Source organism: Rhodoplanes sp. Z2-YC6860, from assembly GCF_001579845.1.
Lineage (GTDB): Bacteria > Pseudomonadota > Alphaproteobacteria > Rhizobiales > Xanthobacteraceae > Z2-YC6860.
Genome location: NZ_CP007440.1, coordinates 1,878,685 through 1,902,398, shown reverse-complemented (window position 1 = coordinate 1,902,398; position 23,714 = coordinate 1,878,685). Strand labels below are relative to the sequence as shown.

The window sequence follows — 23,714 nt, the reverse complement described above, 5'->3', positions numbered from 1 at the left end:
TGCGTTAGTCGCGCCGCTTGCTCCGCTCACCTCTCCCATGGGGAGAGGTCGGATCGCGAAAGCGATCCGGGTGAGGGGGTACGGTCTATCGAGAGATCGAACGCCCTTGTAATTCTCATAGCCGCGACTCGTCTAAAGTTGTGGTCGCGGTGACGGGCGGGTGTCCGCAAACCCCGAGGTCTTGCAAGACCGTGGGTGAGCTTGGCGCCCCGCCCGCCGTTCCATCGAACCCGAACAGTCGCCTGGGCCGCAAGAAGCAAAGCTCGATTAGGCAAGGACGGGTCGCCATGGACATCATCGCTGTCGGTATCGACGTCTCGAAAGACCGCCTGGACGTGGCTGTGCGCCCCGGTGGGGAGCTGTTTGTGGTGACGCGCAATGCATCCGGCGTGGGTCGGTTGATCGAGCGGATGCGGGCCCTGGCGCCGGGGATTATTGCGTTGGAAGCCACCGGCGGCTTTGAAACGGTGGTGGCAGCCTCTTTGGCTGCCGCGGCGCTTCCTGTTGTCGTCGTCAACCCGGCCCAAATCCGAGCCTTTGCCAAGGCGCTCGGGCAGCGCGCTAAGACCGACCCGATCGATGCCGCTGTGATCGCCCACTTCGCGGAGGCGACGAAGCCGCAGCCGCGGCCCTTGGCAGACGAGGCAACGCAGCTTCTGGCCGATCTCGTCGCCCGCCGCCGGCAGATCATCGAGATGATCGGCGCGGAAAGCCAGCGCGAGAAGCGGATAGCCGTGTCGCGCCTGCGCAAAAGCATCCGCCGGGTCATCGGCATGCTGGAGAAGGAACTCGCCGAGCTCGATAGCGAGATCGACGACAGCGTGCGCGGCTCGCCGGCTTGGCGCGAGAAGGAGGATCTGCTCGCCTCCGTGCCAGGCATCGGCCCGATCATCTCGCGCACGCTCATTGCCGATCTGCCCGAACTCGGCACGCTCAGCCGCAAACAGATCGCTGCGCTCGCAGGGCTTGCCCCCTTCACCCGCCAGTCCGGCCAGTGGAAGGGGCGGAGCTTTATTGGCGGCGGTCGCAAATCCGTGCGCACCGCGTTGTTCATGGGCGCGATGGTCGCCATGCGGCACAACCCGGTCTTGAAGGCCTTCTTCAATCGCCTGACCAAGGCCGGCAAGCCGAAGATGGTCGCCATTATCGCAGTCGCCAGAAAACTGCTGACTATCCTCAACGCCATCGTGCGGGACAAACGACCATGGCAAATCGCTTGACACGCGAGACAGTCGCTCACCCCAACCCTCTCCCCACGGGAGAGGGAGTTCACCACCGATGCCGCAGACGCTTTCATACAAAGCGACATTAGCTCTATCCGACTGTCCGGCTGTCCTTCGCTGTTTGCAGCCACGGCTGCGACGCGGCCATGCGTTGCTCCCAGGCTTTGATCTCACCGTCGTGCTTCAGCGTCAGTCCGATGTCGTCGAGGCCTTCGAGCAGGCGCGTACGGTCGGCGGCCGGAATGTCGAACCTGATGTCAGGTCCGCCCGGCCCGCTGATGATCTGCTTTTCCAGGTCGGCCGTGAATGGCGCCGAACCGTTGGCGGCGACGACGCGGGCGATGAACACGTCCTGGTCGCTGGCGTTGAGCACCACCGGCAGCAGACCGTTCTGCAGGCAGTTCTCGCGATAGATGTCGGCAAAGCTTTTCGCGACGATGACGCGGATGTTGTTGGCGAGCATGCCCCACACCGCGGCCTCGCGCGAAGAGCCGGCGCCGAAGTTCTGCCCGGTCACCAGCATGCCGGGATTGGCGAACTGCGGCTGATTCAGCGCAAAGTCCTTGTCCTCCGCGCGGGCGCGCATGAACAGCATCTTCTTGTAGTCCGGCTTCATGTCGCGCATCGCTGCGACGGGCGCCATCTGATCGGTGTTGATGTCGTCCGCGAGAAGCGGCACCGCGATGCCGGCGTGAGACTTGAACGGCTGCATTAGACCTGCCCCAACACTTGCCCCAGTTGCCGCACATCGGCGATACGGCCCGCGATGGCGGTCGCCGCGGCGGTCGCGGGGCTGACCAGGTGCGTGCGCACCTTCGGTCCCTGGCGGTTTTCGAAGTTGCGGTTGGTGGTGGAGACGATGCGCTCGCCGGGCTCGCCGCGGTCGCCGTTGCCGCCGGCACACATCGAGCAGCCCGACTCGCCCCAGGAAAAGCCTGCGTCGCGGAACACGCGATCAAGGCCCGCGGCCTCCGCTTCGCGCTTCACCCGCGACGATCCCGGCACCACCATCGCGACCACGCCGGGCGCGACCTTGCGGCCGCGAACGACATCGGCCGCCGCCTGCAGGTCCGGCAAGCGTGCGTTGGTGCACGAGCCGATGAACACGCGATGTACCGGCAGACCGACCAGCATCATGCCCGGCTCGAGCCCCATGTAGCCCAATGCGCTTTCCATCGCGGCGCGCTTGCTGCCGTCGGCGGCGCCAGACGGATCGGGCACGCGGCCGGAGATGCCGAGCACCTGGCCCGGATCGGTGCCCCAGGTGATCTGCGGCTCGAGATCGCTGCAATCGAGCACGAGCTCACGATCAAATTTTGCACCGTCGTCGGTCTTGAGTGTCTTCCAATGCGCCAGCGCGCGGTCCCACATCGCACCCTGCGGCGCGAACGGCCGTCCGGCGATCCACTGGAACGTTCCGTCATCCGGCGCAACGAAGCCCGAGCGCCCGCCCATCTCGATGTTGAGATTGCAGAGCGTCATGCGCTGCTCCATCGGCATCGCGCGCGTCGCGCTGCCGGCGTACTCGACCACGTGGCCGCGCGCTCCGGAGACGCCGATTTCCGAAATGATGCGCAGCGCCACGTCCTTGGCGGTGACGTGCGGCGCGAGCTTGCCTTCGAGACGGATCAGCATGCTCTTCGGCCGCTTCATCGCGATCACCTGCGTCGCGAGGATATGGCCGAGCTCGGTGGTGCCGACGCCAAAGGCGAGCGCGCCAAGCCCGCCGACCGTGCTGGCATGGCTGTCCGGCACGCCGTGCGTTGCGCCCGGCAGCACCATGCCGAGCTCCGGCGCCACGACGTGGGAGATGCCCTGGTCCGGATCGCCGAGATCGAACACCTTGATGCCATTCCTGCGGCTGCCTTCACGCATCGCCTTGATGAAGGGCGCGCCCGACGGGTTGGTGTCGTCGGTGCGGCCGGGCTGCGTCGAGACGGTGTGGTCCTGCGCCGAGAAGGTCAGGTCCGGACGGCGAACCGGGCGCTGCTGCTTCTGCAGCGTCTCGAAGGCATGCGGCGCGTGCAGCTCATGCAGCACGTGGCGGTCGATGTAGATCAGCTCACGGCCGTCGGCGCGTTCCGCGACGCGGTGAGCGTTCCAAATTTTTTCGAACAGGGTTTCCGGCATGCCCACATTCTGGGCTCGCATGCGGCCTCAAAGCAAGCCACCGAATCGCGCCTGCCGCTATTTGCACTTCTCGATGCGCTTGATCTCGGTGCCGGCGCCGGAAGCCGTGGGCACCCGGATACGATATTCCGCGCAGTCGGCCGGCTTTGATGCTGCGGCGTTCGTCTCGGGCTGGTTCTGCTCGTCGTAAAGCCAGTGCTGGTGCCCATGCCACTGGCCATCGTCTCGCTCCTCAAGAATCTTGAGGCCAATGCCTTCATTGGGAGGCTCGATCGTGGCCGCGTGAGCGTTCCACGACAGGCCGAGCAACGCTATGGCGACAGCCGGTCGTCGCATGGATGCCTCCTTGCGTCGCATAACGGACAAATCGATTCAAGGTTCCGACCTTCGTATCGTCCGCGTGAACGAATTTGCTGCAAAGCAGAACGGGGTGAGGCGAGCCACTGAAAGGCCACCCCACCCCGTCAAACAACGTTCAGCGCTCGTGCGATGGAACGAAACTCTATTGCGCGCTCGCAGCGGCCTTGTTGACCGACGATGCGGTCTGGCCGAACAGGATCGCGCGCTCCTCCGCGGTGCGGATGCCGCCCTGCCCCGGATTGACCTTGGCGACGTGCTCATAAGCCTTCACCACCGCGGGCCGCGCCGCGATGGTCTCGAGCCATTTCTTCAGATGCGGGAAGTCGGCGATCTTCTGACCCTGCCGCTCATGCGGCACCACCCAGGGGTAACTCGCCATGTCGGCGATGGAATATTCGCCGGCGAGGAACGGCCGGTCCGCGAGGCGCCGGTCCATCACGCCGTAAAGGCGGTTCACCTCGTTGCGATAGCGGTCGATTGCATAAGGGATCTTGTCGGTCGCGTAATTGGCGAAGTGGTTGTTCTGTCCCGACATCGGACCAAGGCCGCCCATCTGCCAGAACAGCCACTGCATCGCGTCGGCGCGCTTGGCCGGGTCCTTCGGCAGGAACTTGCCGGTCTTCTCGGCGAGATAGACCAGGATCGCGCCGGACTCGAACACCGAGATCGGCTTGCCGCCGCCGGGCGGATCGTGATCGACGATCGCGGGAATGCGGTTGTTCGGCGATACGGCGAGGAAGTCTGCCTTGAACTGCTCGCCCTTGCCGATGTTGATCGGGATGACTTTGTAGGGAAGCCCGGCTTCTTCGAGGAAGATCGTGACCTTATGGCCGTTCGGCGTGGTCCAGTAATAAACATCGATCATCGGTGTGTTCCTTTGGGGTCCATTGCGATCGCCTCATTATGATAGGCATCGAAATGAGAAGCTGCCATGCCCGGAGGCTATGGAAAGAATCGCCACAATTCACGAAGCCCATGAAACGTTCAGCGACCAATCAACCGTCGTGATAGAATTCATTCGCGTTCCTGCAGATCGACGAGCATGACCCCGAACACGGCCGAACAGCGACTGCCCTTGCGCCGGCTCGCCTGCGCCCGCTGCGGCAGGTCGTTTGAGTGCGGCAGCGGCGGCAGCGAAGGCGGCGCCTGCTGGTGCATGGACGAGAGCTATCGCCTGCCAATGCCCGAATCCGGCGCCGGCGATTGTCTCTGCCCGGCCTGCCTGCGCGCCAAGGCTGCCACCTCGACGGCGTGATCCACACCTTCAAGCGACAGTGATTTTGGGGCGCGTGCAACGCCGGGTTAAATTTGCGAGATATCCCGCCACGCTCTGGCCAAGAACCCCGAATAATTGCATCGATTCATGGTGTTCCGACTTTTCGAAAGCGCACTTGATCCGACCCAGAAGCCGGCGGGCTCCGAGCCCCCGGCAGGGCTCGTCGCGTTCTATTGGCACTTCGCCCGCCAGGCGAAGGGGCTGTTCGCGTCGCTGTTCGTCACCGGGTTGATCGTGGCGCTGCTCGATTCCGCGATTCCGGTCTTCATGGGCAAGGTCGTCACGCTGGTGACCTCCGCCAATCCGGCGACGCTGTGGCAGGAGCACTCGCACCTGCTGCTCGGCATGGCCGCCGTGCTGCTGATCCTTCGCCCGCTGGCGATGACGGCGCAGAATCTCGTCGCCAACCAGGCGATCGCGGTCAACGTCGCCAACATGATCCGCTGGCAGAACCACTGGCACGTGGCGCGGCAGTCCTGGGCTTTCTTCCAGAACGATTTCGCCGGCCGCATCGCCAACCGCGTGATGCAGACCGGGCCGGCGGTGCGCGAGAGCCTCGTCGCGCTCATCACCGGCGTCTGGTACATCCTGGTTTACGGCACCGCAGCGCTCATCTTGCTGGGCTCTGCCGACCGCTGGCTCGCGCTGCCGATCGTGCTGTGGTTCTGCGGCTACGTGCTGATGCTGCGCCTCCTCGTGCCGCGCATGCGCGACCGCTCGAAGAGCGTGTCGGAGGCTCGCTCCTGGCTCGTCGGACGCATCGTCGACACCTATACCAACATCCTCACGGTGAAGCTGTTCGCGCGCGCCCGCGACGAGGACGCCTATGTGCGCGAGGCCTTCGACGAGCACACCGGGCTGTTCTACGCATCGCTGCGCCTCAACACGCTGTTCAGCTTCTGCCTGTCCACGCTCAACGCGATGCTGGTCACCGGCACCGGCACCATGGCGATCTGGCTCTGGGTGCACGGCAAGGTCGAGGTCGGCACCGTCGCGATGGCGTTGCCGCTGTCCTGGCAGATCATCTCGATCGCCGGCTGGGTGGCGATGCGCGTCACCGAGATCTTCGAGAACATCGGCGTCGTGCAGGAAGGCATGATGACGATCTCGCAGCCGATCAAGCTGATCGACAAGCCAGACGCCGTTCCGCTGAAGGTCACGCACGGGCAGATCGAGTTCAAGGACATCCGCTTCGGCTATGGCCGCGAGAGCGGGCTGATCGACGGGCTGTCGCTGACCATTCGCCCGGGCGAGCGGATCGGCCTGATCGGCCGCTCCGGCGCCGGCAAGTCGACGCTGGTCAACCTGATGCTGCGGTTCTTCGACCTGGAAGACGGCCGCATCCTGATCGACGGCCAGGACATCGCGAACGCCACGCAGGAAAGCCTGCGCACGCAGATTTCGGTGGTGACGCAGGACACCTCGCTGCTGCATCGCTCGATCCGCGACAACATCCGCTACGGCCGCCCCGAGGCGACCGAAGCCGAGATCGTCGCTGCCGCGAAGCAGGCCCAGGCCGACGCCTTCATCCACGAGCTCGAGGACTGGCGCGGCCGCCGCGGCTACGACGCTCATGTCGGCGAGCGCGGCGTGAAGCTCTCCGGCGGCCAGCGCCAACGGGTCGCGATCGCCCGCGTGATCCTGAAGAACGCGCCGGTGCTGGTGCTCGACGAGGCCACCTCATCGCTCGACAGCGAGGTCGAGTCCGCCATTCAGGCGAGCCTCGACACGCTGATGACCGGCAAGACCGTGATCGCCATCGCGCACCGGCTGTCCACCATCGCACGGATGGATCGGTTGGTTGTGCTCGACCGCGGCCGCATCGTCGAGCAAGGCACGCATGCCGAGCTTCTGCGCAGTGGCGGGCATTATGCCGAGCTGTGGCGGCATCAGTCCGGCGGCTTCATCGATTCCGACCCGCCGGCCGAAGCCGCCGAGTAACGCCATAGGCGAGCGAAGCGGCGCCGTCCTTCGACGGCTATGCGCCACGGCGGGGCCGGTGGCAGAAGCCTCCGAAACATGCTTGGCTGTCCTCAAAACAAAGACCGGGAGGATGGCCATGAGAAACTGCGCGCGGATCGCGCTTGCCGCCATATGTGCCGTCATCGTGGGCCTCGTTTCGGCCCGCGCGGATGACTATCCAAGCGCACCGATCCACTTGATCAGCGGCTTTCCGCCCGGCAGCACCGCCGACATCTCGGCCCGCGTGGTCGGCGCCCGCATGGGCCAGATCCTCGGCCAGCAGTTCGTGATTGAGAATCGCGTCGGCGCAGGCTCGAGCCTTGCCGCCGCGCAGGTCGCCCGCGCCGCGAAGGACGGCTACACGCTGTACGTCGGCAATGCCGCGAACGTCATCAACGCGGCGATGTCGTCCAATCTGAATTTCGACTTCTACAAGGACTTCGAACCGGTCGCGCTGATCACCTCGACGCCGACCGTGCTCGCGGTCACACCCGAGCTCGGCGTGCAAAACGTCAAGCAGCTGATCGCGCTGGCCAAAGCCAAACCGGGCGAGCTGTCGTTCGGTTCGTCGGGCGTCGGCAGCTCGACGCATCTGGCGCTGGAGCTGTTCAACCGGCTGGCGCAGGTGAAGATCACGCACATTCCGTATTCGGGCAGCCCGCAGGTCATCACAGACATGCTGGCCAACCGCGTGCAGGGCTATTTCTCGCCGGCTTCGACCGTGATGGGTCACATCCAGGCGGGCAAGCTCGTGGGCCTTGCGATCACCGACCCGAAGCGCAGCTCGATCCTGCCCGAACTGCCGACCATGATCGAAGCCGGCGTGCCGGATTTCGAGTCCGTGCTCTGGTTTGGCATCGATGCGCCGGCCGGCACACCTCAACCGATCGTCGACAAGCTGGCACGCGCCGCCAACGAGGCGCTCAAGTCGGACGAGATCGTCAATTCGCTGAAGAGCCAGACGATCGCGACCCTCGGCGGCACGCCGGAGGAATTCCGCAAGCACCTGGAAAGCGAGCGCAAACGCTGGACCGCGGTGGTCGAGGGCGCGGGCTTGCGCAAGTAAAGACGGGCCTCGATACGCCTGACTTTCCGTGGTCCCATTAACGCAGCGCTGACGATGATTGCGACCCGCACGCTTTACGCGATTGGCATAGCGAGCGCTTAACGTTGCTTGTGCTAGCGGTCACCGCGGTTTTTGCGGGGCATGACCATGAGCACAGTGCGCTTTTCGCTGGTTGCGGTCGGGCTGTTTATGCTCGCATTCATCGGGATTTCCTGGGCCAACAAAGGCTTCCCGGTGATGGTGACGCGCGTGGTGCCGCTGAAGCCCGACGCGCGCATCCCGACATTCGAGGAAAGCGTCAAGCAAGGGCTGCGCAAGGACTGGGAAAACTCCAAGACCGCCCAAAGCGATGGTGACAAGGAGCGCGACAAGCTTCGGCTCGAACTGCTGCAGGCGTCGATCGGCTACAAGCTGTCGCCTTGTGATGCGACCATGAGGAAGAATCTGGTCGAGGCGCTGACCCGCTACGTCAACGCCTGGGCTGCCATGGCCGGCTGCAAGTTTGGCCGCTGCACGGGCAGCGAAAAACAGCTCGATGCTGCCGCGGCGGCGTTCCAGTCGCCGGCCGACATCCACGTCCATGCGACGCTGACCGAGGCGATCAACAAAGGCGGCATCAGCAAGGCTGACTTTCCGAAATCAATCCGCGACGACGTCTTCATGTTCAGCGGCGTGCCGTTCACGTTCGGCGAAGAAAACACCTGCGCCGGCGGCCGCCGCGCAGAAAACTCGCGCTGATGCGCGCGATCCTGTTCCTGCTCGGCGGACTGGTGCTGACCAACATCGTGTGGGCCACGTTCTTCTGGCACGCGCCGGCGAAGGACAAGTCGCAGCCCATCGTCAATCCGGCGACGCTGCGCGGCCAGGATCCGTGGATGGTGACCGAGCATTACACCGTCGAGGCTCGCGACAACACGCGGAAGTCGACGCTTGAGACACTCGGCAAGCCATGGTCGTCGTTCTGCTCGGCCGAGGGGCACAAGCTGCTGGTCGGCGCGATCGACTACTACTATTGGCAGCGCAGCAGCCAGCTTGCGTGGTATCCCAAGAATTGGGGTGAGGAGGCGCGGCCTTACATCATAAAGGTCTGGGCCACGGCCGACGACAACCGCATCGAACGCCTGACGCGCGAAACCTATGGCCGGGGCTATTTCTCGCTCGACGAATTGAAGCTCTCGGCGCGCTCGTCGCTGGCCGAGACGCTGAAGCGCGAGCGGGTGACCGCGAAACCCTGCAGCGGCTGAGCCACAGCCGATTGTCTCTCGCCGCCGCTCGTGCAGCATGGGCCGGTTCTGAACGGAGCGGCCATGCGCACGACCATCGTCCCCGCCCTGCTTGCCATAGCTCTTTCCGTCGCGCCGGCGTCGGCGCAGCCACAGGCCTCGCCGCGATTCTGGCCCTCGGTGCAGAAGATCTGCGACCAGACCGCGGCGACGAAGCCCAGCTCCCTTGCCAAGAAGATCGCGCAGACTGCGCTCGATGAGCATTACCGGTTCGGCGGCCACCAGATCGACTCCGACGGCAGGCTATTCCGGTTTGGGCTCGTCGAGTCCGAACAGGAGGAGGAAGCCTCCGGTCCCCAAGCGACGCTCGGCCACCTTGGCTGGTGGCAGGTGCTGAAGTACTGGCGGGCGCTTTACGGCACCAATCCGAAGGTTGCCGCGCGGCTGCGTGTCTGGGGCTATGAGGAAGCGTCCGCGTCGCACAATGAAGACAGGGATGGCGCGCCGGACAAGGACCGCGCTCCGCTTCACGACGAGGCCACGAAGGCCGATCTGACGAAGGTCTCCGTCGCCGATCTAATCAGGCTCGGCGCCCAGACGAACGATCGCGATGCGATCGAAGTGCTGCGCGAGGCCGCATTCCGCTCGGCGATCGTGGACAATCCGTGGTCGGCGGCGTTCGTGAGCTATGTGGTGAAGACGGCCGCGCTGGGCGGCGGCCCCAATCCTTCCGAAATACAAAGCTTCGCGAGAAGCAGATTTCCGTTTTCAGCCGCGCATCGCGACTACATCCTCGCGGCCTTCAAGACCAGCCTCGCGGACGCCCCGGCCGGCAAGGCGTCCGGAAAAGACGGGCATCTCTACCGCGCGTGTCCCGTCTATGCCACGGAGCCGCGGATCGGCGACATGCTCTGCTATCACCGCGAAAGGCAGTTGAAGGACGCAAGCGACAGCACCGTTCGCAACATCATCCTGGACGATGCGCAAGCCGGCCGCTTCGAAACCTCGATCAGCCACAACCACTGCGACGTCGTCGTCCATGTCGATCGCGAAGCGCGGAAGGTCTACGTCGTCGGCGGCAATGTGCAGCAGTCGGTGACTGTGAAGAAGCTCAGGCTCCGCCGTGACATGAAATTGGCCGAAAACAAAAGCGGCTGCGGCGACTGGACCTTGCCGCCACCCTCGGCCTCGGTGCCGGTCGGGCCAAGCGTCCGCGACAACTGCTCGCTCAACGAGAAGAAATGGTTCGTGCTGTTGCAGATGCGGTGACAGGATTCTCCAGCTGGTGCACGGCCCTTTCGGAAAAACCGGCGTCCACCCCGGATCAAATCCGGGGCAGGCAGGGACACGCGCTACCCGCCAAGCTTGATCCCCGCCTCGCGAATGATCTTGCCCCACTTCTCGGTCTCGGTCCTGATGAAGCTGCCGAACTCCTCCGGCGTGGTGTGACGGTATTCGACGTTGAGCGTCTTGAAGCGCGCCTGTACGTCGGGCTGCTTCAGCACCTCATTCATCCCGGCGTTCAGCTTCCTGGCGATGTCCGGCGGCGTGCCGGCGATGACGAACAGCCCATTCCACTCATAAGCCTCGAAACCCGGGATGGTGTCCTGCACCGCCGGCAGATCGGGCAGCGTGCCGAGCCGGCCCTTGCCGGTGTGTGCGATCGCCTTCACCTGACCCGCTTGAACCAGGCTCACCGATGACGAGCCGTTGGAGAAGAAGAACTTCACCTGACCGCTGATCACGTCCTTCAGAGCGTCACCGCCGCCGCGATAGGGAATGTGATTGATCGGCACCTTGCCCATGTATTTCAGCAGTTCGAGACACAGATGCTGCAGTGTGCCGTTGCCTGACGATGCGAAATCGAGTCCGCCCGGCGTCTTCTTCGCGAGGTCGAGAATGTCGGTCACGGTCTTCACGTCGACCGAAGGCGTCACCAGCAGGAGATTGGGCACCAGCGAAACCAGCGCCACCGGCACGAAATCCTTGGCGTAGTCGAACGGCAATTTGGGATAGAGCGCCGGGTTGATCGAGAACGCCGTCGCGTCGTGCAGGATCGTATAACCGTCCGGCTCGCCCTTGGCGGCGAGCGCCTCGGCGATGGTGCCGCCTGCGCCGCCGCGATTGTCGATGACGAACTGCCTGCCCCAGAGCTCGCCGAGCTTCTGGTAGACGATGCGCGCCGTGGTGTCGGCGCCGCCGCCCGGCGGATAGGGCACGACCACCTTCACCGGCTTGGTCGGCCATTCGGTCTCCGCCCGCGCACCGGTCGCGCCCAGCGCCATGACGCCTGCGGATGCCGCGAGCAGTTTCCGCCGCGTGAGCATGTCATCCTCCCCGTGTTCGTTGGATGGCAGCCTAACGGATCGGCCGTGGCGCGAACAGGCGAAGCCGGGCGCGCGAAAGGTCGCGCACCCGGCTTGCTGAACTGATGCTTTCGGCTATTTGCGGCTGAGCGAGATGGCGACGTGCTGCAGCTCGGTGCCCGGCGCCTGGATCGAGATCGACTGCTGGTTGGCAACCGTATTCAGCGCAAGCGACGCCGAGATGATGCCCGACACGCGCACCTTGATCGTGCTGCCGTTGCCGCTGCCCTCGATGCTGCCGCCGACGCCGCGGGTTTTTTCGTTCCAGGTGCCGGTGACGGCGCCGTTGCTGTAGCTTGCGTTGCTCTGGAGCTCGAAGTTGTAGCTGTCGCTTGCGCAGCGCAGCGTGAGATCGACACTCTCACCCGCGCCGCCGACATCGTAGTGGGCGCGGCAGCGCAGCCGCTCCTTGGCGCCATTCGACATGGTGAGGGTGCCGCCGCCCGACCAAGAGCCCGACAGGGCCGCGAACGGACCGGTTGCGGCATGAGCCATCGACGGCAGCGCCGCAAGGGCCAGCAGACCCACCCCGGCGATGGCAAATTTCGTGTGATTCCTCAGCGATTTGATATTGGCAAACATGACACCCGCTCCCCACAATCGATTGGTGATGCCGTATAGTCGGAAGCCGCCGATAAAAGGTTCATGGATGCAGCGATTAATGGGTTGAGCCCGACCGTCCGGCCGGGACCGATCGCAATCCGGGATCGTTTCGTGGCGACAGGTCAAGCACATGCCGGCGCGGGGCTTGGGCGCGCTGCCGCGCCGAAGCGAACGAGAGGAATGCCAAGAACCATGTCCAGAGCTGAAACGAAGACCAAAGGGCGAAGAGAAGAACCGAAGATCCGGCGGACATTGCATTTCAGATTCACGTTGACCGCTGCTTCGGAACAGATGATCGCGATGATCAAGTCGTCAGCGCCGCTCTATCAGATGTTCACCGACGCAAAAGTGCGGCTCCTGCAGAACGTCGACGATCCTGGTCGCTTCCTCCAGGAGATCGAATACGACGCGCCGGAGTCCCTCGAACTCAACCGTCAGCAACTCGCCAGCGACCCCCGCGTGCAAACCTACCTGCAGGCCTGGCGTTCGATGTTTCCGGGCGCGGTCGAAATCGAGGTGTTCAAGGTCATCTAGGCTTTTCATCGTAGGTTCATCGGGTCTGGCCGATGATCAGCCTGGCCGTTTCTCATTGAGACGGCATCAGCCGCCTCGGCTAAGATGGCCGTGGGGGTTGCCCCGGTATTTAAGGAGACTGCAACATGACGATGCGTGCTCTTACCCTGCCGATCGGCGCGCTCCTTGCGGGCCTTGCGATCAGCGTCACACCCGCCCAAGCGCTCACGATGAAGGAATGCAGCGCCAAGTACAAAGAGGCGCAGACCGCCAACACCTTGAACGGCCAGAAGTGGAACGACTTCCGCAAGGCAAATTGCGGCAGCGATGCGACCGCAACGCCTGCGGCGACTCCGGCCGCGGCTCCTGCCGCAGCACCGGCGAAGCCCGCCACTGAAGCTGCGGCCCCGGCCAAGCCCGCGAAGACAGCGGCGAAGCCCGCGGCAGCGGCTCCGGCCGGCTCCGGTAACGCGGTATTCCCGAGCGCGGTCGATCAGAAATATTCGAAGGAGACCGAGGGCAAGGCCCGGATGCACACCTGCCTGGATCAGTACAACGCCAACAAGGCCAACAACGGCAATGGCGAGCTGAAATGGATCCAGAAGGGCGGCGGCTACTACAGCGAGTGCAACAAGCGCCTGAAGGGCGCTTGATCGGCTATCCGGCATTTCTCAACGAGGCGGCGCGAGGGTAACCTCGCGCCGGTGCGACGCGTTAGTTCTCGAACCAAGGGCGAAAAACAATGGGTATCTTCAGCAGCATCGTAGGCGCAATTTTCGGTCACAGCTCGCCAGCAGCGACGGCGGCGGTCAGCGGCGAAACGGCAGCTCCGGCACCGAGCGCACCGACGGTGGACGTGGCCGCGATCCTCGACAAGGCCGCCGCGGCGAAAAAAGAAAAGCTTGCGTGGAAGACGTCGATCGTCGACCTGATGAAGGTGCTCGATCTCGACAGCGGCCTCGCCGCGCGCAAAGAACTCGCCAAAGAGCTGAAGTACACCGGCGACACCAATGACTCGGCGACCATGAACATCTGGCTGCACAAGCAGATCATGCAGAAGCTCGCCGCCAACGGCGGCAAGCTGCCGCCGGACATCAAGACCTGACATCGAACAAGCAACGGCGCGCGACAGAAGCCAAGCCTGACGCGCGCCGAAGCCTCGCTCCGCAGATTGTTTACATCGCAGGCAAGATCGCGATATCGCGAACGCCGCTTACACCTTTGATCTGAACGGCAGGCGTGGCCTTGCCGGTTGCCAGATCGACGCTCAGCAACCAGTCGCCTGACATCAGCCAGGCTTCGTTCTTGCCGTTGCCGTCCAACCAGATGTCGAACGCCACGGTGTCGACCTTTGTGCCGAGCTTGCCGACCGCATTCAGCACGCCATCATTCGGCGGTGCCTGCTTGATCAGCGCGCCGATCGTGCCATCGATGTTATAGAGCGCGGTCTCCTTCGCACCCTTCACCGAATTCGTGTAGGCGCCGGCCACGATGTTCGGCTTTTCGCCCTTGTGCATGTCGGTGTCGGCAAACTTGTGCGAGCCATCCGTCGTGACCTTGCCATCGTCGACATTGACTCGGAGGCTGGTGCCGTCGTTGCTCATCAGCCGCATACGGTCCGCGACCGGGTTGAAGTCGACCGTCGCCGACGAGCCCGCGGCCAGCGTCTTTTCGAGTTTCGACTTCATGGTCGCCTTGCCGCTTCCGAGGTCGACCGTGTAGATGCCGCCGTCGGAGCCGACCGCATAGAGCATGCCGTCCGCCGGGCGGATGTCGAAGCCCAGCACTTTCCCGGACATACCGGAGATCTTCCAGGTCTTGATCACGGCCTTCTTACCGGTATCCACGATCGAGACGGTGTTGTCGCCCGAAAGTGCAGCCACCTCTGCGGCCTGCGCTGCCGCCGTTCCGATCAGAAAGACCGCCGACGCGGCCAGAATGGTTCGGATGCTCATGACACTCTCCCTTGGAATCGCTGTCGCCGATTGCGACCACTTCGGATACGGGCGGGAGCGAGGGCCGGATGCCGAAGGCGCCGTAAAAGAAAATTGAGCGCCCTGCATCCAAACAGGTGAAGCCGCAGTAGTCGGCTGTGACATTGGCCCGTCTTGGGTCTTTCGGGGAGTTTGCGTAGGATGATTGCAGGCCGGTAACCGATGATCACCACCGACTCAGCCGCCGACGGCGCGACCGAGGCGCAGGTCGCCGCAGCCCTCGCCCGGTGCGCCGCAGGCGAACGCGCGGCGCTCCGCGTTATCTACGACATCGAGGCGGGCCGCATGGTCGGCGTCGCGCGCCGGATGTTGCGGCGGCAGGATCTGGCCGAGGAAGCCGTGCAGGACGCCTTCATGCGGGTGTGGCGCTCGGCCCGTACCTTCGATCTGGCCAAGGGCGCGGCGCGAAGCTGGCTCTATGCCATCCTGCGCAACTGCGCACTGACCATCCTGCGCGACGAGAGCCGCTTCACCGCCGACGAAAGCCTTGCCGAAGAAGCCGTGCCGGCGACCGAAAGCGCGCTGACCCGGCTGCCTGAGCACAGCGCACTGCGGCGCTGTCTCGAAAGGCTCGACGCGTCACGCCGCGCCGCGGTCGTGCTGGCTTACGTGCACGGACTGTCGCATGGCGAGTTGGCCGGCAAGCTTGGCGTGCCGCTCGGCACGGCGAAGAGCTGGGTGCGGCGAAGCCTCATCTCGTTGCAGGAGTGCATGGGATGACGATCACCGCTGACGACAAAGCCTCGGCCGGCGAATATGTGCTCGGTGTCCTTGAAGGCGAAGCCCAGACCGCAGCCGAACAGCGGATCGCGAGCGATGCGGAATTCGCACGCGAGGTTGAAGCATGGCGCACGCGGTTTGCAGCGTTCGACGACACCGCGGAAAAGCAGTCAGCCGGCGAAGCGCTCTGGCGCAACATCGAATCCGGCGTGTCGGGAAGCGCCGCGAGCGAACCCGCTTCGCCGTCGCCATGGTCGCGATTCTGGAACAGCCTGCCGGCCATGCGGGCCGCCGCGCTCGGCACGTCGTTCGCGGCGCTTCTGCTCGCCGTTGGGCTCGGCTTTGCGCTGCGCACGGCTTATCAGCAGCCGACCCTGATCGCGGTGCTGGTCGACGGCAATCGCACCGGCGCGGTGGTGCAGGCATTCGCCGACGGCCGCGTGGTGCTGATGCCGCTCACCGATATCAGCGTGCCGTCGGGCCGCGCCATTGAGGTCTGGACCCTGCCGAGCCGCGAGCGCGGTCCGGTGTCGGTCGGCCTGATGGATCGGGCGCGCTCGCTGACGCTGTCGTTGAAGGACCTGCCGGCGCCGAAGCCTGACCAGTTGTTCGAGATGACGCTGGAGCCCGCGACCGGCTCGCCGACCGGACGGCCGACCGGGCCGATCCTGTTCAAGGGCAACACCGCGGAGGCGCTGTAAGCGCGGAAAGACCGTTCGTCAGACCGACGGATTGAGCTGCAGTTCGCCCGGGAAGCTCAGGTTGCCGCCGAGACGGCGGCGGCCGTCGGACAGCGCGGTGCGCGCAGCACGAAGATCGGCGACGACGCGCAGCAGCGCGAACACCTGCCGCGGCTGCTGGATCAGCGAGCGGGCCACCGCGAACACATCGGGGCGGCCGTCGGAGCGCATGCCGACCAGCGCTGCCGGCGGCAAGGTCCGCTCGGCCGGATCGATGATCACCCTGCAGGCCGCGAACGGCACGCCGTGACGAGCCGCGATGCGCGCCGCGATGTGGGATTCCATGTCGCAGGCGACGGTCCCGTGGGTCTGATGCAGCGCCCGCTTGTCGGACTCGGCGACCACCGGAGCATCGACGCCTGAGATATCGGCATGCACCGCGCGAGGCAGCGCGTTCAAAAGCTTTTGCGACCAGCGGGTATCGGTCGGGATGCGCACACCATCGGTAATCACGCCGGAGGCAACGACCCAGTCACCTGGTGACAAACCAGGCGCGAGTCCGCCGGCGATACCGATGCTGATGATGCCGCTGCCGCCCGCCTCGACCGCCGCTTCGAGCTTGTCGATGTAGCGTTGGGCCGCCCCGCAAAGAACGGAAACCCCTGGTCCTGCAGCGACTTGAGCCTCAAAGGAAAGGCAAGTGACAGCGATAATCGGTCGGTCGTTCACGTTGTGGCCCTTCAGGATCGAACGGCCACCGAGTGGAATCGCATTCGAGCCCCCGTCCCCTTTTATTAGCAAGCGTACACAGTATCAAAGCACACGGCATTCCAATTCGCTGCAGTGCGAACAAGTCACAGGAATGTGTGATTTACGGGTAACACCCTTGTCACACAAGCCTCATTTTCACAGGCTTCACCTGGGGTTCCGAGCAGCCCCTAAAGCTTGGCGATTTTGGCGCCCTCGATGATCTTTTTGTACATGGGAACCTCTTTGGCCACCCGTTCCATGTGTTCCTTTCCGGTTTTGGCCGTGATCTCGAAGCCGGCTTGGATCAGCTTCTCCCTGAAGTCCGGTTTGGCCAGGACACCGAGGGCGACCTTTTCCAGTTTTGAGACAATCTCAGGCGGCGTCTTCGCCGGAGCCATCAGGGCGCAATAGGTCTCGAACACGAAGTCGTCGAAGCCCGCCTCCGCCATGGTCGGGATGTCCGGCAGGTCGGGCCAGCGTTTGGTGCCGGTCACGGCGAGGCCTTTGATCTGGCCGGCCTTGATCTGCGGATGCGCCGGCGCGAGCACGCCCGACGAGAGTTGCACCGTGCCGGCGATCAGCGCCTTCAGCGCGTCACCGCCGCCGGCAAACACCACCGTGGCCATGCCATGCAGGCCCTCGCGGGCCTTGAGCACCTCGGCCTCGAGTTGTGGCGTGGTGCCGATCGGCGGCGAGGACACGTTGAACTTGCCGGGGTCCTTCTTCGCCAGCGCCACGAACTCCTTCATGGTGCCGACACCGAGATCGGGCTTCACCGCGAACACGTTGGGCGAAACGGCGAGCTCGCAGATCGGGGCGAAATCCTTGAACGGATCGTAGGGCAGAGAATTGTAAAGGCCCGGGTTGACCGCAAACGCGCTGGTGGTCAGCAAAATGGTGTAGCCATCGGCATCCGCGCGCGCGACATAGCCCATTCCGATATTGCCGCCCGCGCCGCCCTTGTTCTCCACAATGACGGAGCCTCCGAGCGGATCGCCCATAGCCGTCGCCATGAAGCGCGCGATGATGTCGGAAGGCCCGCCCGGCGTGTTGGCGACCACGATCCGCACCGGCCGGTCCGGATAGGCCGCGAAGGCTCGGCTCGTCAGAATGCTTGGCGTCGCCACCCCTGCGGCCAGCACTGCGGCCGATTTCAAAACGCGGCGCCGCGACGGCGCGATGGTGCGCGAGAAAGCCACGATCAATCCTCCCGATCTTTATTTTACCGCCATGCTAGGAAGTTGCGGTGAAGCCCGCAACGGGCGCCATGCCGCATTCCGCAGAAGGCTCGCGTTGAAGTTCTGCCGCGATCTCTGGTTAAATCCGATCGGGGGCGGGACCGGAGCCACCTGCCATGCATGCTTTGCGCACTTCGATCGGCGTCGCCGCCTGCCTGCTTTTCTCAGGCGCGGCCTTCGCCGCACCAGCCTACGTCGTCTCCACCGTGAACCTGCGCACCGCCGCCGGCACCAACAACGAAGTCGTGGTCAAGATTCCGACCGGTTCAATGGTCGACGCCTCCAATTGCAGCGAATGGTGCGAGGTCGAATGGCAGGGCAAGAAAGGCTTTGCCATCGCCACCGCGCTCGACCGCAGCGGCCGCGTGCCGGCGCCGCGGCGTACTGCCGCAGCGCGTCCCGGCCCGGGTCCAGGCCGCGGCTATACCGAGGACGAATACGTCCCTGTCGATCCACCGGTCGCTTACGGCCCGCCGCCCGTCTATTACTACGGCTATCGGCCGTACTACCGGCCATGGGGCTGGCGCCGCCACTACTGGTAGCCGCAAGCTCCTCGTAGAAGCCTGAAGTTCAGGGAAGGAACACGATGCGCGTTGTCTTCGCGGCGCTTGCCGCGGCTCTCACCTTTTTCTCCGCCACCGTCCTGCCGTCGCGTTCCGCATCGGCGCTCGATTATCCGAACCGCCCCGTCCGCGTGATCATCCCGTTCACCGCGGGCGGCGCGCCGGACGTGCTGATGCGAATGGTCGGCCAGGCACTCTCGGAGAAGTGGGGCCAGGGTGTCGTGATCGAGAACCGCGCCGGCGGCAACACCATGGTCGGCACCGTGGCCGCGGCGAAGAGCCCGGCCGACGGCTACACGCTGTTGCTCGCCGCCGATCAGACGTTCGTGCTCAATCCGCTGCTCTATGCGACGCTGCCCTATTCGATGAAGGAACTCGACACGATCGCGCTGATTGCGTCGATTCCGCACATGCTGGCGGTCGCCAACAAGGTGCCGGTGTCGAACGTCAAGGAGCTGATCGCGCTCGCCAAGGCCAAGCCCGACACCATCACGTTCGGCACCACGGGCGCCGGCACCATCCAGCGCATCGCCACCGAATATTTCGCCGCCATCGCCGGCGTGAAGCTCGTCCACGTGCCCTACAAGGGCGCCAACGAAGCCACCATGGCGATCCTGCAGGGCGAGATCGACATGACCATCAATGGCATGTCGAACATCCTGCCGCACATCGAAAGCCATAAGCTCAAGGCGCTCGCCGTTTCGACCGCCGAGCGCAATCCGCTGGTGCCGGATATCCCGACCATGCAGGAGGCCGGCGTGCCGGGCTACACCTCGCAGGGCTCATTCGGCCTCTTTGCTCCCGCGGGAACACCCCACGACATCCGCGACAAGATCGCGGCCGACGTGGCGGAGATCATTGCGCGGCCCGACGTGAAGAAGGCGCTGGAGGCGCGGAGCTTCGTGGTCACGAGCCTCGGGCCGGATGCGTTCGACAAATACATCGCGTCGGAGCACGTGAAGTGGGAGGCGGTGATCAAGCGCGCCGGGATCAAGGGGGATTGAGCGCCGTGTGCGGCGTTTCACAAATACCTCTGCTCAAGCCCACACTTCGTCAGAGTGCCCTTCTGAACATCGCCGAAGCATGACCGGCTCTCCAGGGATTGCGAATTTGGATTAGCCGAGGGTCGGTTTCCTGGGCGACCTGCCGCAAAGATGATCAACACCAGCACGGATCGGTGCGGCCTCGACGCCGCGCCGAAACCCGGCCTCACGTCAAAACCCCTGGCCTTCCAATCGGCTACGTGCCGTTTGTTGCCCAGCCCTGGTGGCATGCCCGTTGCTTGATCAAAGATTTCCAAGTGACGAAAGGGCCAGCAATGATCGCGAAAGCCGGAACTCACACCCTGGGCTTTATTTTAGGCGCGATACTCTCGTTCGCGCCGGCGCACGCCGCGGAGCTGGTCAAGGTCAAGCTCGCCGAGGTGATCCGCTCGCAGTTCTACATGCCGATGTATGTCGCGATCGCCAAGGGTTACGCGAAGGACGAAGGCCTCGATATCGAGCTGATCACCAACAACGGCGGCGACCGAACCGGGGCCATGGTGCTGTCAGGCGGCGCCGATTTCGGCCTCGCCGGCCCCGAAGTACCGATCTACATCTACAACGGTGAATCGGCCGACAAGCCGATCATCTTCTGTGCGCTGACCGCGACCGACGGCTTGTTCATCGCCTCGCGCCAGAAGTACGACAAGGTCGACTGGTCGGCGATCAACGGCAAGAAGATCATGGGCTACCGGCCGGGCAGCACGCCGGAGCTCTATCTCGAATACGTGCTCAAGCAGAACAAGGTCGACGCCGCGACCATCAAGGGTATCACGACCAACGTGGCGCAGACCGCGCGCGACGGCGCCTGGATTTCCGGCGTCGGCGACTTCGGCATCTTCAACGAACCGAACCTGACCAAACTGATCCAGGGTGGTCATGCGCACTACTTCGCTTCGGTCGGCAAGGAGGTCGGGCGCGCCGACTACACGCTGTTCTTCGCCAAGAAGAGCTGGCTCGAGAAGCACAAGGACATTGCGCAGAAGTGGACCAACGCCATCGCCCGGGCCCAGGTCTTCGTGCAGAACGCCAGCGAGCGCGAGATCGCCGAGACCGTCGCGCCGTTCTTCCCAGGTCTGGCGATCGACGATGGCGTCACGGTGGTGAACCGTTATCGCACGGCTGGCGTGCCGATCTGGGCAACCAGCACCATCCTGGACAAGGCCGGTCTCGCCAAGGCGCAGGAGATCATGGTGTCCGGCGGCGTGTTGCCGGCCGGCAAGGAGGTGCCTTACGAGGCTCTCGTCGACACTTCTTATGGCGAGGCCGCGACGAAGACGCTTGCCGGCAGCAAGTAACGCGAGGTGGCCGATGACAATGCTTGACCATGCAAGCGCTGCGCAGCCAGCGGTGGAGATCGACAGCGTCACGCTGAACTACTTCACGCCCGAACGCGAAACGCTCGCGCTCTCCAACGTGTCTCTCAAGGTGGCGCCGGGCGAGTTCATCGCGATCGTCGGCTCCTCGGGCTGCGGCAAGAGCACGCTCCTTTCGATGATCTCAGGCTTGCTGCCGCCGTCGCGCGGCAGCATCCGGATCGACGGCCAGGCCGTGACCAAGCCGTCGCCGCGCGTCGGCTACATGTTTCAGAAGGACACGCTGCTCGACTGGCGCACCATTCTGGACAACGTGGTGATCGGCGCCGAGCTTCTCGGCCGCGACATGAAGGTATCACGCCGCCGCGCCGAGGAGCTGCTCACGCGCTACGGCCTCGGCGAATTTCTGCACAGCTTGCCGAGCCAACTGTCGGGCGGCATGCGTCAGCGCGCGGCGCTGGCCCGCACCCTGTGCTGCGAGCCGGATTTGCTGCTGCTCGACGAGCCGTTCTCGGCGCTCGACTATCAAACCCGGCTGGCGCTCTCCGACGAAGTCGCGGGCATCCTCACCGCCGAGCAGAAGACTGTCATCCTCGTGACCCACGATATCGGCGAGGCGATCAGCATGGCGGACCGTGTCATCGTCATGAGCCGGCGCCCGGGGCGTATCAAGTCCGAGCACCGCATCACGTTCCCGAGCTTCGGCCCGATGCGGCCGACGCCGTTCCAGGCCAGGAAGTGCGGCGAATTCGCGGGCTTTTTCCAGACCATCTGGGACGAGCTCGACATCCACCAGATGCAGTGAGGGGCGCATGACGATGATCACAAGCACCAAGTCGCTGCTGTCGCACTTTTCGCGGGCGCCCGCTGCCGACCATGCGCAGGGGCCCGCACCGAGCGCCGCTTACTCTTCGTATCTCAAAGCCCTGCGACGCCGAACGCTGACGATCCAACTCTGGCAGGTCGGCCTCGTCGCCGCGGTTCTCGTTCTCTGGGAGATCTTGCCGCGCACGGGCCTGATCAACCCGATGCTGACCAGTTATCCAAGCGCCGTGGTACGCACCTTTATGACGCTGCTCGAGGACGGCAGCCTCCAGACTCACACGCTCGCCACCATCAGCGAGACCGTCGTCGGCTTCATCGGCGGTATGCTGCTTGGCACCTTCTGCGCCGTGGTGCTGTGGTGGTCACCCTATGTCTATCGGATACTCGATCCGTTCATCGTGGTGCTGAACGCGATCCCCAAGATCGCTTTGGTGCCGATCTTCTACATCTGGCTGGGCGACATCGCCTCGATCTACGCCATGGCGATCGCGATCAGCGTGTTCGTTACCATCCTGATGCTCTATACCGGATTCCAGTCGATTGATCCGGACAAGATAAGACTGGTGCGGCTATTCGGCGCCTCGCGCTTCAAGGTGCTGATCAAGATCGTGCTGCCAGGCAGCGTGCCGACGATGATCGCGGCGCTGAAGGTCAATGTCGGCTTGGCGCTGGTCGGCGTCGTGGTCGGTGAGTTCCAGTCGGCCAAGGCAGGACTCGGCTATCTCATCACCTACGGCAGCCAGATCTTCCAGATGAACCTGGTGATGACCGCGATCGTGGTGCTCGCGGTGATCTCGTCGCTGCTGTTCGCCGGCATTCAGTGGCTGGAGGCCACGGCGCTGCGGCGGCACGGCAGCGCAAGCAGCGGAAATTAGCCGCGTCAGTTGATCGTGATGTTCGCGGTCTTGATGACGTCACGCCACATATCGGACTCGCGCTTCATCTGATCGGCGAATTCCTTTGGCCCGTTGCCGATCGCCACCATGTTGATCTGCAGCAGGCGATCCTTCATCGATTGATCGGCGAGCGCCGCGCGAAACTCGCGCGACAGCGCGTCGATGACCGGCTGCGGCGTCCCTTTGGGCGCCACCAGCCCCCACCAGTTGCTGATCTCGAAGTTCGGCAAGCCTGCTTCAGCGGCAGACATGACGCTGGGCAGCGTCGGTGCACGCTTCTGGCCGGCGCTCGACAATATCCGCAGCTTGTTGGCCTTTTCGAGCTCTGCGGCGCCTGGGACCGTGCCGATGTAGAACTGCACGTCGCCCGCGAGCAGCGCCGCCACCGACTGGTTGCCGGCTCGGTAGGGCACGTGCGTCATCTCCACGCCGGCGAAACGTGCGAACAGCACCCCGCCGAGATGCATCGGCGTGCCGACTCCCGACGAAGCGTAGTTCAGGGAGCCGGGCTTCTGCTTGGCGAGTTGGATCACCTCGCTCAGCGTCTTCGCCGGAAGCTGCGGGCTGGCGTAGATGAAGAATGGCAGCTCGACCAGGACTCCGATGGGCTCGAAGCCTGTGAGCGGATCGAAGCCCATGTTCGGATAAAGGTACTGATTGATGACAAAGTTGTTGGTGGCGCCGAGCAGCAGCGTGTAGCCGTCGGGATCGGATTTCGCGACGAAAGCTGCGCCGAGATTGCCCGCCGCACCAGGACGCGACTCGATGATGATGGGCTGGCCGAGCTTGGACTCCACCACATTGGCGACGACGCGGAGCGCGGCCTCTCCGGTGCTGCCCGCTCCGTAAGGCACGATCACGTGAATGGGCTTGGTCGGATACTCGGCAGCACGGGCCGCCACGCCTGTCCACAGCGCCGCAACGAGCAGAAGCAAAAGCCGCATGGTCGTCCCCCCTCCCCGATCCG

At 64.3% G+C, this 23,714-nt stretch carries 27 protein-coding genes; 17 read left to right on the top strand and 10 right to left on the bottom strand.

Annotated elements, in window-relative coordinates; translation table 11 throughout:
* Positions 1-287 precede the first annotated feature (287 nt).
* Positions 288-1,220 carry an IS110 family RNA-guided transposase gene (locus tag RHPLAN_RS08935; RefSeq protein ID WP_068013030.1) on the top strand — a complete coding sequence of 311 codons (933 nt, stop codon included), beginning with the start codon at positions 288-290 and terminating at the stop codon, positions 1,218-1,220.
* Between the two features lie 94 nt (positions 1,221-1,314).
* Here the strand turns inward: RHPLAN_RS08935 and leuD are convergent, their stop codons facing one another.
* From leuD to RHPLAN_RS08915, 4 genes are all read right to left on the bottom strand, one after another.
* The gene (gene leuD / locus RHPLAN_RS08930; RefSeq protein ID WP_068016172.1) at positions 1,315-1,935 is read right to left on the bottom strand and encodes a 3-isopropylmalate dehydratase small subunit; all 621 of its coding nucleotides are present in this window, start codon (positions 1,933-1,935) and stop codon (positions 1,315-1,317) included.
* A complete protein-coding gene (leuC, locus tag RHPLAN_RS08925; RefSeq protein ID WP_442971813.1) occupies positions 1,935-3,374 on the bottom strand; it encodes a 3-isopropylmalate dehydratase large subunit in 1,440 nt (479 codons plus the stop codon). Before leuC ends, leuD begins: the two co-directional genes overlap by 1 nt.
* A gap of 36 nt (positions 3,375-3,410) precedes the next feature.
* Positions 3,411-3,689, bottom strand: a complete 279-nt coding sequence (locus tag RHPLAN_RS08920) for an SH3 domain-containing protein (protein ID WP_157100148.1) — start codon at positions 3,687-3,689, stop codon at positions 3,411-3,413.
* 166 nt (positions 3,690-3,855) lie between these two features.
* The gene (locus RHPLAN_RS08915; RefSeq protein ID WP_068016166.1) at positions 3,856-4,578 is read right to left on the bottom strand and encodes a glutathione binding-like protein; all 723 of its coding nucleotides are present in this window, start codon (positions 4,576-4,578) and stop codon (positions 3,856-3,858) included.
* 177 nt (positions 4,579-4,755) lie between these two features.
* Here RHPLAN_RS08915 and RHPLAN_RS38280 point away from each other — a divergent pair, with 177 nt between their 5' ends.
* The 6 genes from RHPLAN_RS38280 (at position 4,756) to RHPLAN_RS08890 (ending at position 10,509) form a co-directional block, all read left to right on the top strand.
* The gene (locus RHPLAN_RS38280) at positions 4,756-4,968 is read left to right on the top strand and encodes a cysteine-rich CWC family protein (protein ID WP_084244570.1); all 213 of its coding nucleotides are present in this window, start codon (positions 4,756-4,758) and stop codon (positions 4,966-4,968) included.
* A gap of 108 nt (positions 4,969-5,076) precedes the next feature.
* Positions 5,077-6,930, top strand: coding sequence for an ABC transporter ATP-binding protein (locus RHPLAN_RS08910; RefSeq protein ID WP_084244568.1), 1,854 nt, complete (start codon positions 5,077-5,079; stop codon positions 6,928-6,930).
* Positions 6,931-7,048: 118 nt separating this feature from the next.
* Complete coding sequence (locus RHPLAN_RS08905; protein ID WP_198164788.1) at positions 7,049-8,017, top strand: Bug family tripartite tricarboxylate transporter substrate binding protein; 969 nt, start codon at positions 7,049-7,051, stop codon at positions 8,015-8,017.
* Between the two features lie 147 nt (positions 8,018-8,164).
* The gene (locus tag RHPLAN_RS08900) at positions 8,165-8,755 is read left to right on the top strand and encodes a hypothetical protein (RefSeq protein WP_157100147.1); all 591 of its coding nucleotides are present in this window, start codon (positions 8,165-8,167) and stop codon (positions 8,753-8,755) included.
* Complete coding sequence (locus RHPLAN_RS08895) at positions 8,755-9,261, top strand: hypothetical protein (protein ID WP_068016156.1); 507 nt, start codon at positions 8,755-8,757, stop codon at positions 9,259-9,261. Before RHPLAN_RS08900 ends, RHPLAN_RS08895 begins: the two co-directional genes overlap by 1 nt.
* Before the next feature lie 63 nt (positions 9,262-9,324).
* Positions 9,325-10,509: a DUF2272 domain-containing protein gene (locus RHPLAN_RS08890; protein WP_068016153.1), complete on the top strand. Its 1,185-nt coding sequence runs from the start codon at positions 9,325-9,327 to the stop codon at positions 10,507-10,509.
* 83 nt (positions 10,510-10,592) lie between these two features.
* Here the strand turns inward: RHPLAN_RS08890 and RHPLAN_RS08885 are convergent, their stop codons facing one another.
* On the bottom strand, positions 10,593-11,567 hold the full coding sequence (locus tag RHPLAN_RS08885; RefSeq protein ID WP_068016150.1) for a Bug family tripartite tricarboxylate transporter substrate binding protein: 975 nt from the start codon (positions 11,565-11,567) through the stop codon (positions 10,593-10,595).
* A 114-nt stretch (positions 11,568-11,681) separates the two neighbouring features.
* The gene (locus RHPLAN_RS08880; RefSeq protein ID WP_068016148.1) at positions 11,682-12,188 is read right to left on the bottom strand and encodes a hypothetical protein; all 507 of its coding nucleotides are present in this window, start codon (positions 12,186-12,188) and stop codon (positions 11,682-11,684) included.
* A 63-nt stretch (positions 12,189-12,251) separates the two neighbouring features.
* On the opposite strand from RHPLAN_RS08880, the gene RHPLAN_RS39135 reads away from it, so the two are divergent.
* The 3 genes from RHPLAN_RS39135 (at position 12,252) to RHPLAN_RS08865 (ending at position 13,827) form a co-directional block, all read left to right on the top strand.
* Complete coding sequence (locus RHPLAN_RS39135) at positions 12,252-12,743, top strand: hypothetical protein (protein WP_157100146.1); 492 nt, start codon at positions 12,252-12,254, stop codon at positions 12,741-12,743.
* A gap of 125 nt (positions 12,744-12,868) precedes the next feature.
* Entirely contained in the window at positions 12,869-13,375 is a 507-nt protein-coding gene (locus tag RHPLAN_RS08870; RefSeq protein WP_068016143.1) for a hypothetical protein, read from the top strand.
* 89 nt (positions 13,376-13,464) lie between these two features.
* Complete coding sequence (locus RHPLAN_RS08865) at positions 13,465-13,827, top strand: DUF3597 domain-containing protein (protein ID WP_068016139.1); 363 nt, start codon at positions 13,465-13,467, stop codon at positions 13,825-13,827.
* Between the two features lie 70 nt (positions 13,828-13,897).
* Here RHPLAN_RS08865 and RHPLAN_RS08860 read toward each other — a convergent pair whose 3' ends face one another.
* Positions 13,898-14,677 carry a DUF4394 domain-containing protein gene (locus RHPLAN_RS08860; RefSeq protein WP_068016136.1) on the bottom strand — a complete coding sequence of 260 codons (780 nt, stop codon included), beginning with the start codon at positions 14,675-14,677 and terminating at the stop codon, positions 13,898-13,900.
* A gap of 201 nt (positions 14,678-14,878) precedes the next feature.
* Between RHPLAN_RS08860 and RHPLAN_RS08855 the strand changes: the two genes are divergently transcribed.
* Complete coding sequence (locus RHPLAN_RS08855) at positions 14,879-15,436, top strand: sigma-70 family RNA polymerase sigma factor (protein WP_068016133.1); 558 nt, start codon at positions 14,879-14,881, stop codon at positions 15,434-15,436.
* Positions 15,433-16,137, top strand: coding sequence for an anti-sigma factor (locus RHPLAN_RS08850; RefSeq protein ID WP_068016130.1), 705 nt, complete (start codon positions 15,433-15,435; stop codon positions 16,135-16,137). Before RHPLAN_RS08855 ends, RHPLAN_RS08850 begins: the two co-directional genes overlap by 4 nt.
* Before the next feature lie 18 nt (positions 16,138-16,155).
* On the opposite strand, the gene RHPLAN_RS08845 is transcribed toward RHPLAN_RS08850, so the two are convergent.
* A complete protein-coding gene (locus tag RHPLAN_RS08845) occupies positions 16,156-16,845 on the bottom strand; it encodes a phosphorylase (protein WP_068016129.1) in 690 nt (229 codons plus the stop codon).
* Positions 16,846-17,054: 209 nt separating this feature from the next.
* A complete protein-coding gene (locus RHPLAN_RS08840) occupies positions 17,055-18,065 on the bottom strand; it encodes a Bug family tripartite tricarboxylate transporter substrate binding protein (RefSeq protein ID WP_157100145.1) in 1,011 nt (336 codons plus the stop codon).
* Between the two features lie 155 nt (positions 18,066-18,220).
* On the opposite strand from RHPLAN_RS08840, the gene RHPLAN_RS08835 reads away from it, so the two are divergent.
* The 5 genes from RHPLAN_RS08835 to RHPLAN_RS08815 all read left to right on the top strand — a co-directional run bounded on the left by RHPLAN_RS08835 (position 18,221) and on the right by RHPLAN_RS08815 (position 22,726).
* A complete protein-coding gene (locus RHPLAN_RS08835) occupies positions 18,221-18,646 on the top strand; it encodes an SH3 domain-containing protein (RefSeq protein ID WP_068016124.1) in 426 nt (141 codons plus the stop codon).
* A gap of 44 nt (positions 18,647-18,690) precedes the next feature.
* Positions 18,691-19,671: a Bug family tripartite tricarboxylate transporter substrate binding protein gene (locus tag RHPLAN_RS08830; RefSeq protein ID WP_068016122.1), complete on the top strand. Its 981-nt coding sequence runs from the start codon at positions 18,691-18,693 to the stop codon at positions 19,669-19,671.
* Between the two features lie 314 nt (positions 19,672-19,985).
* On the top strand, positions 19,986-21,008 hold the full coding sequence (locus RHPLAN_RS08825) for an ABC transporter substrate-binding protein (RefSeq protein ID WP_068016119.1): 1,023 nt from the start codon (positions 19,986-19,988) through the stop codon (positions 21,006-21,008).
* Positions 21,009-21,021: 13 nt separating this feature from the next.
* Positions 21,022-21,831: an ABC transporter ATP-binding protein gene (locus tag RHPLAN_RS08820; RefSeq protein WP_068016114.1), complete on the top strand. Its 810-nt coding sequence runs from the start codon at positions 21,022-21,024 to the stop codon at positions 21,829-21,831.
* Positions 21,832-21,838: 7 nt separating this feature from the next.
* Positions 21,839-22,726, top strand: coding sequence for an ABC transporter permease (locus tag RHPLAN_RS08815; RefSeq protein WP_198164786.1), 888 nt, complete (start codon positions 21,839-21,841; stop codon positions 22,724-22,726).
* A 5-nt stretch (positions 22,727-22,731) separates the two neighbouring features.
* On the opposite strand, the gene RHPLAN_RS08810 is transcribed toward RHPLAN_RS08815, so the two are convergent.
* On the bottom strand, positions 22,732-23,691 hold the full coding sequence (locus tag RHPLAN_RS08810; RefSeq protein WP_068016111.1) for a Bug family tripartite tricarboxylate transporter substrate binding protein: 960 nt from the start codon (positions 23,689-23,691) through the stop codon (positions 22,732-22,734).
* Positions 23,692-23,714 lie beyond the last annotated feature (23 nt).

Bases quoted from the DNA above. Each gene is read 5' to 3' on its own strand.
- RHPLAN_RS39135 (WP_157100146.1), top strand. From the start codon at position 12,252: ATGGATGCAGCGATTAATGGGTTGAGCCCGACCGTCCGGCCGGGACCG.
- RHPLAN_RS08915 (WP_068016166.1), bottom strand. From the start codon at position 4,578: ATGATCGATGTTTATTACTGGACCACGCCGAACGGCCATAAGGTCACG.
- RHPLAN_RS08825 (WP_068016119.1), top strand. From the start codon at position 19,986: ATGATCGCGAAAGCCGGAACTCACACCCTGGGCTTTATTTTAGGCGCG.
- RHPLAN_RS08895 (WP_068016156.1), top strand. From the start codon at position 8,755: ATGCGCGCGATCCTGTTCCTGCTCGGCGGACTGGTGCTGACCAACATC.
- RHPLAN_RS08815 (WP_198164786.1), top strand. From the start codon at position 21,839: ATGACGATGATCACAAGCACCAAGTCGCTGCTGTCGCACTTTTCGCGG.
- RHPLAN_RS08820 (WP_068016114.1), top strand. From the start codon at position 21,022: ATGACAATGCTTGACCATGCAAGCGCTGCGCAGCCAGCGGTGGAGATC.
- RHPLAN_RS08920 (WP_157100148.1), bottom strand. From the start codon at position 3,689: ATGCGACGACCGGCTGTCGCCATAGCGTTGCTCGGCCTGTCGTGGAAC.
- RHPLAN_RS08890 (WP_068016153.1), top strand. From the start codon at position 9,325: ATGCGCACGACCATCGTCCCCGCCCTGCTTGCCATAGCTCTTTCCGTC.
- RHPLAN_RS08885 (WP_068016150.1), bottom strand. From the start codon at position 11,567: ATGCTCACGCGGCGGAAACTGCTCGCGGCATCCGCAGGCGTCATGGCG.
- RHPLAN_RS08810 (WP_068016111.1), bottom strand. From the start codon at position 23,691: ATGCGGCTTTTGCTTCTGCTCGTTGCGGCGCTGTGGACAGGCGTGGCG.
- RHPLAN_RS08865 (WP_068016139.1), top strand. From the start codon at position 13,465: ATGGGTATCTTCAGCAGCATCGTAGGCGCAATTTTCGGTCACAGCTCG.
- RHPLAN_RS08855 (WP_068016133.1), top strand. From the start codon at position 14,879: ATGATCACCACCGACTCAGCCGCCGACGGCGCGACCGAGGCGCAGGTC.
- RHPLAN_RS08835 (WP_068016124.1), top strand. From the start codon at position 18,221: ATGCATGCTTTGCGCACTTCGATCGGCGTCGCCGCCTGCCTGCTTTTC.
- leuD (WP_068016172.1), bottom strand. From the start codon at position 1,935: ATGCAGCCGTTCAAGTCTCACGCCGGCATCGCGGTGCCGCTTCTCGCG.
- RHPLAN_RS08910 (WP_084244568.1), top strand. From the start codon at position 5,077: ATGGTGTTCCGACTTTTCGAAAGCGCACTTGATCCGACCCAGAAGCCG.
- RHPLAN_RS38280 (WP_084244570.1), top strand. From the start codon at position 4,756: ATGACCCCGAACACGGCCGAACAGCGACTGCCCTTGCGCCGGCTCGCC.
- RHPLAN_RS08830 (WP_068016122.1), top strand. From the start codon at position 18,691: ATGCGCGTTGTCTTCGCGGCGCTTGCCGCGGCTCTCACCTTTTTCTCC.
- RHPLAN_RS08905 (WP_198164788.1), top strand. From the start codon at position 7,049: ATGAGAAACTGCGCGCGGATCGCGCTTGCCGCCATATGTGCCGTCATC.
- RHPLAN_RS08900 (WP_157100147.1), top strand. From the start codon at position 8,165: ATGAGCACAGTGCGCTTTTCGCTGGTTGCGGTCGGGCTGTTTATGCTC.
- RHPLAN_RS08850 (WP_068016130.1), top strand. From the start codon at position 15,433: ATGACGATCACCGCTGACGACAAAGCCTCGGCCGGCGAATATGTGCTC.
- leuC (WP_442971813.1), bottom strand. From the start codon at position 3,374: ATGCGAGCCCAGAATGTGGGCATGCCGGAAACCCTGTTCGAAAAAATT.
- RHPLAN_RS08880 (WP_068016148.1), bottom strand. From the start codon at position 12,188: ATGTTTGCCAATATCAAATCGCTGAGGAATCACACGAAATTTGCCATC.
- RHPLAN_RS08860 (WP_068016136.1), bottom strand. From the start codon at position 14,677: ATGAGCATCCGAACCATTCTGGCCGCGTCGGCGGTCTTTCTGATCGGA.
- RHPLAN_RS08935 (WP_068013030.1), top strand. From the start codon at position 288: ATGGACATCATCGCTGTCGGTATCGACGTCTCGAAAGACCGCCTGGAC.
- RHPLAN_RS08870 (WP_068016143.1), top strand. From the start codon at position 12,869: ATGACGATGCGTGCTCTTACCCTGCCGATCGGCGCGCTCCTTGCGGGC.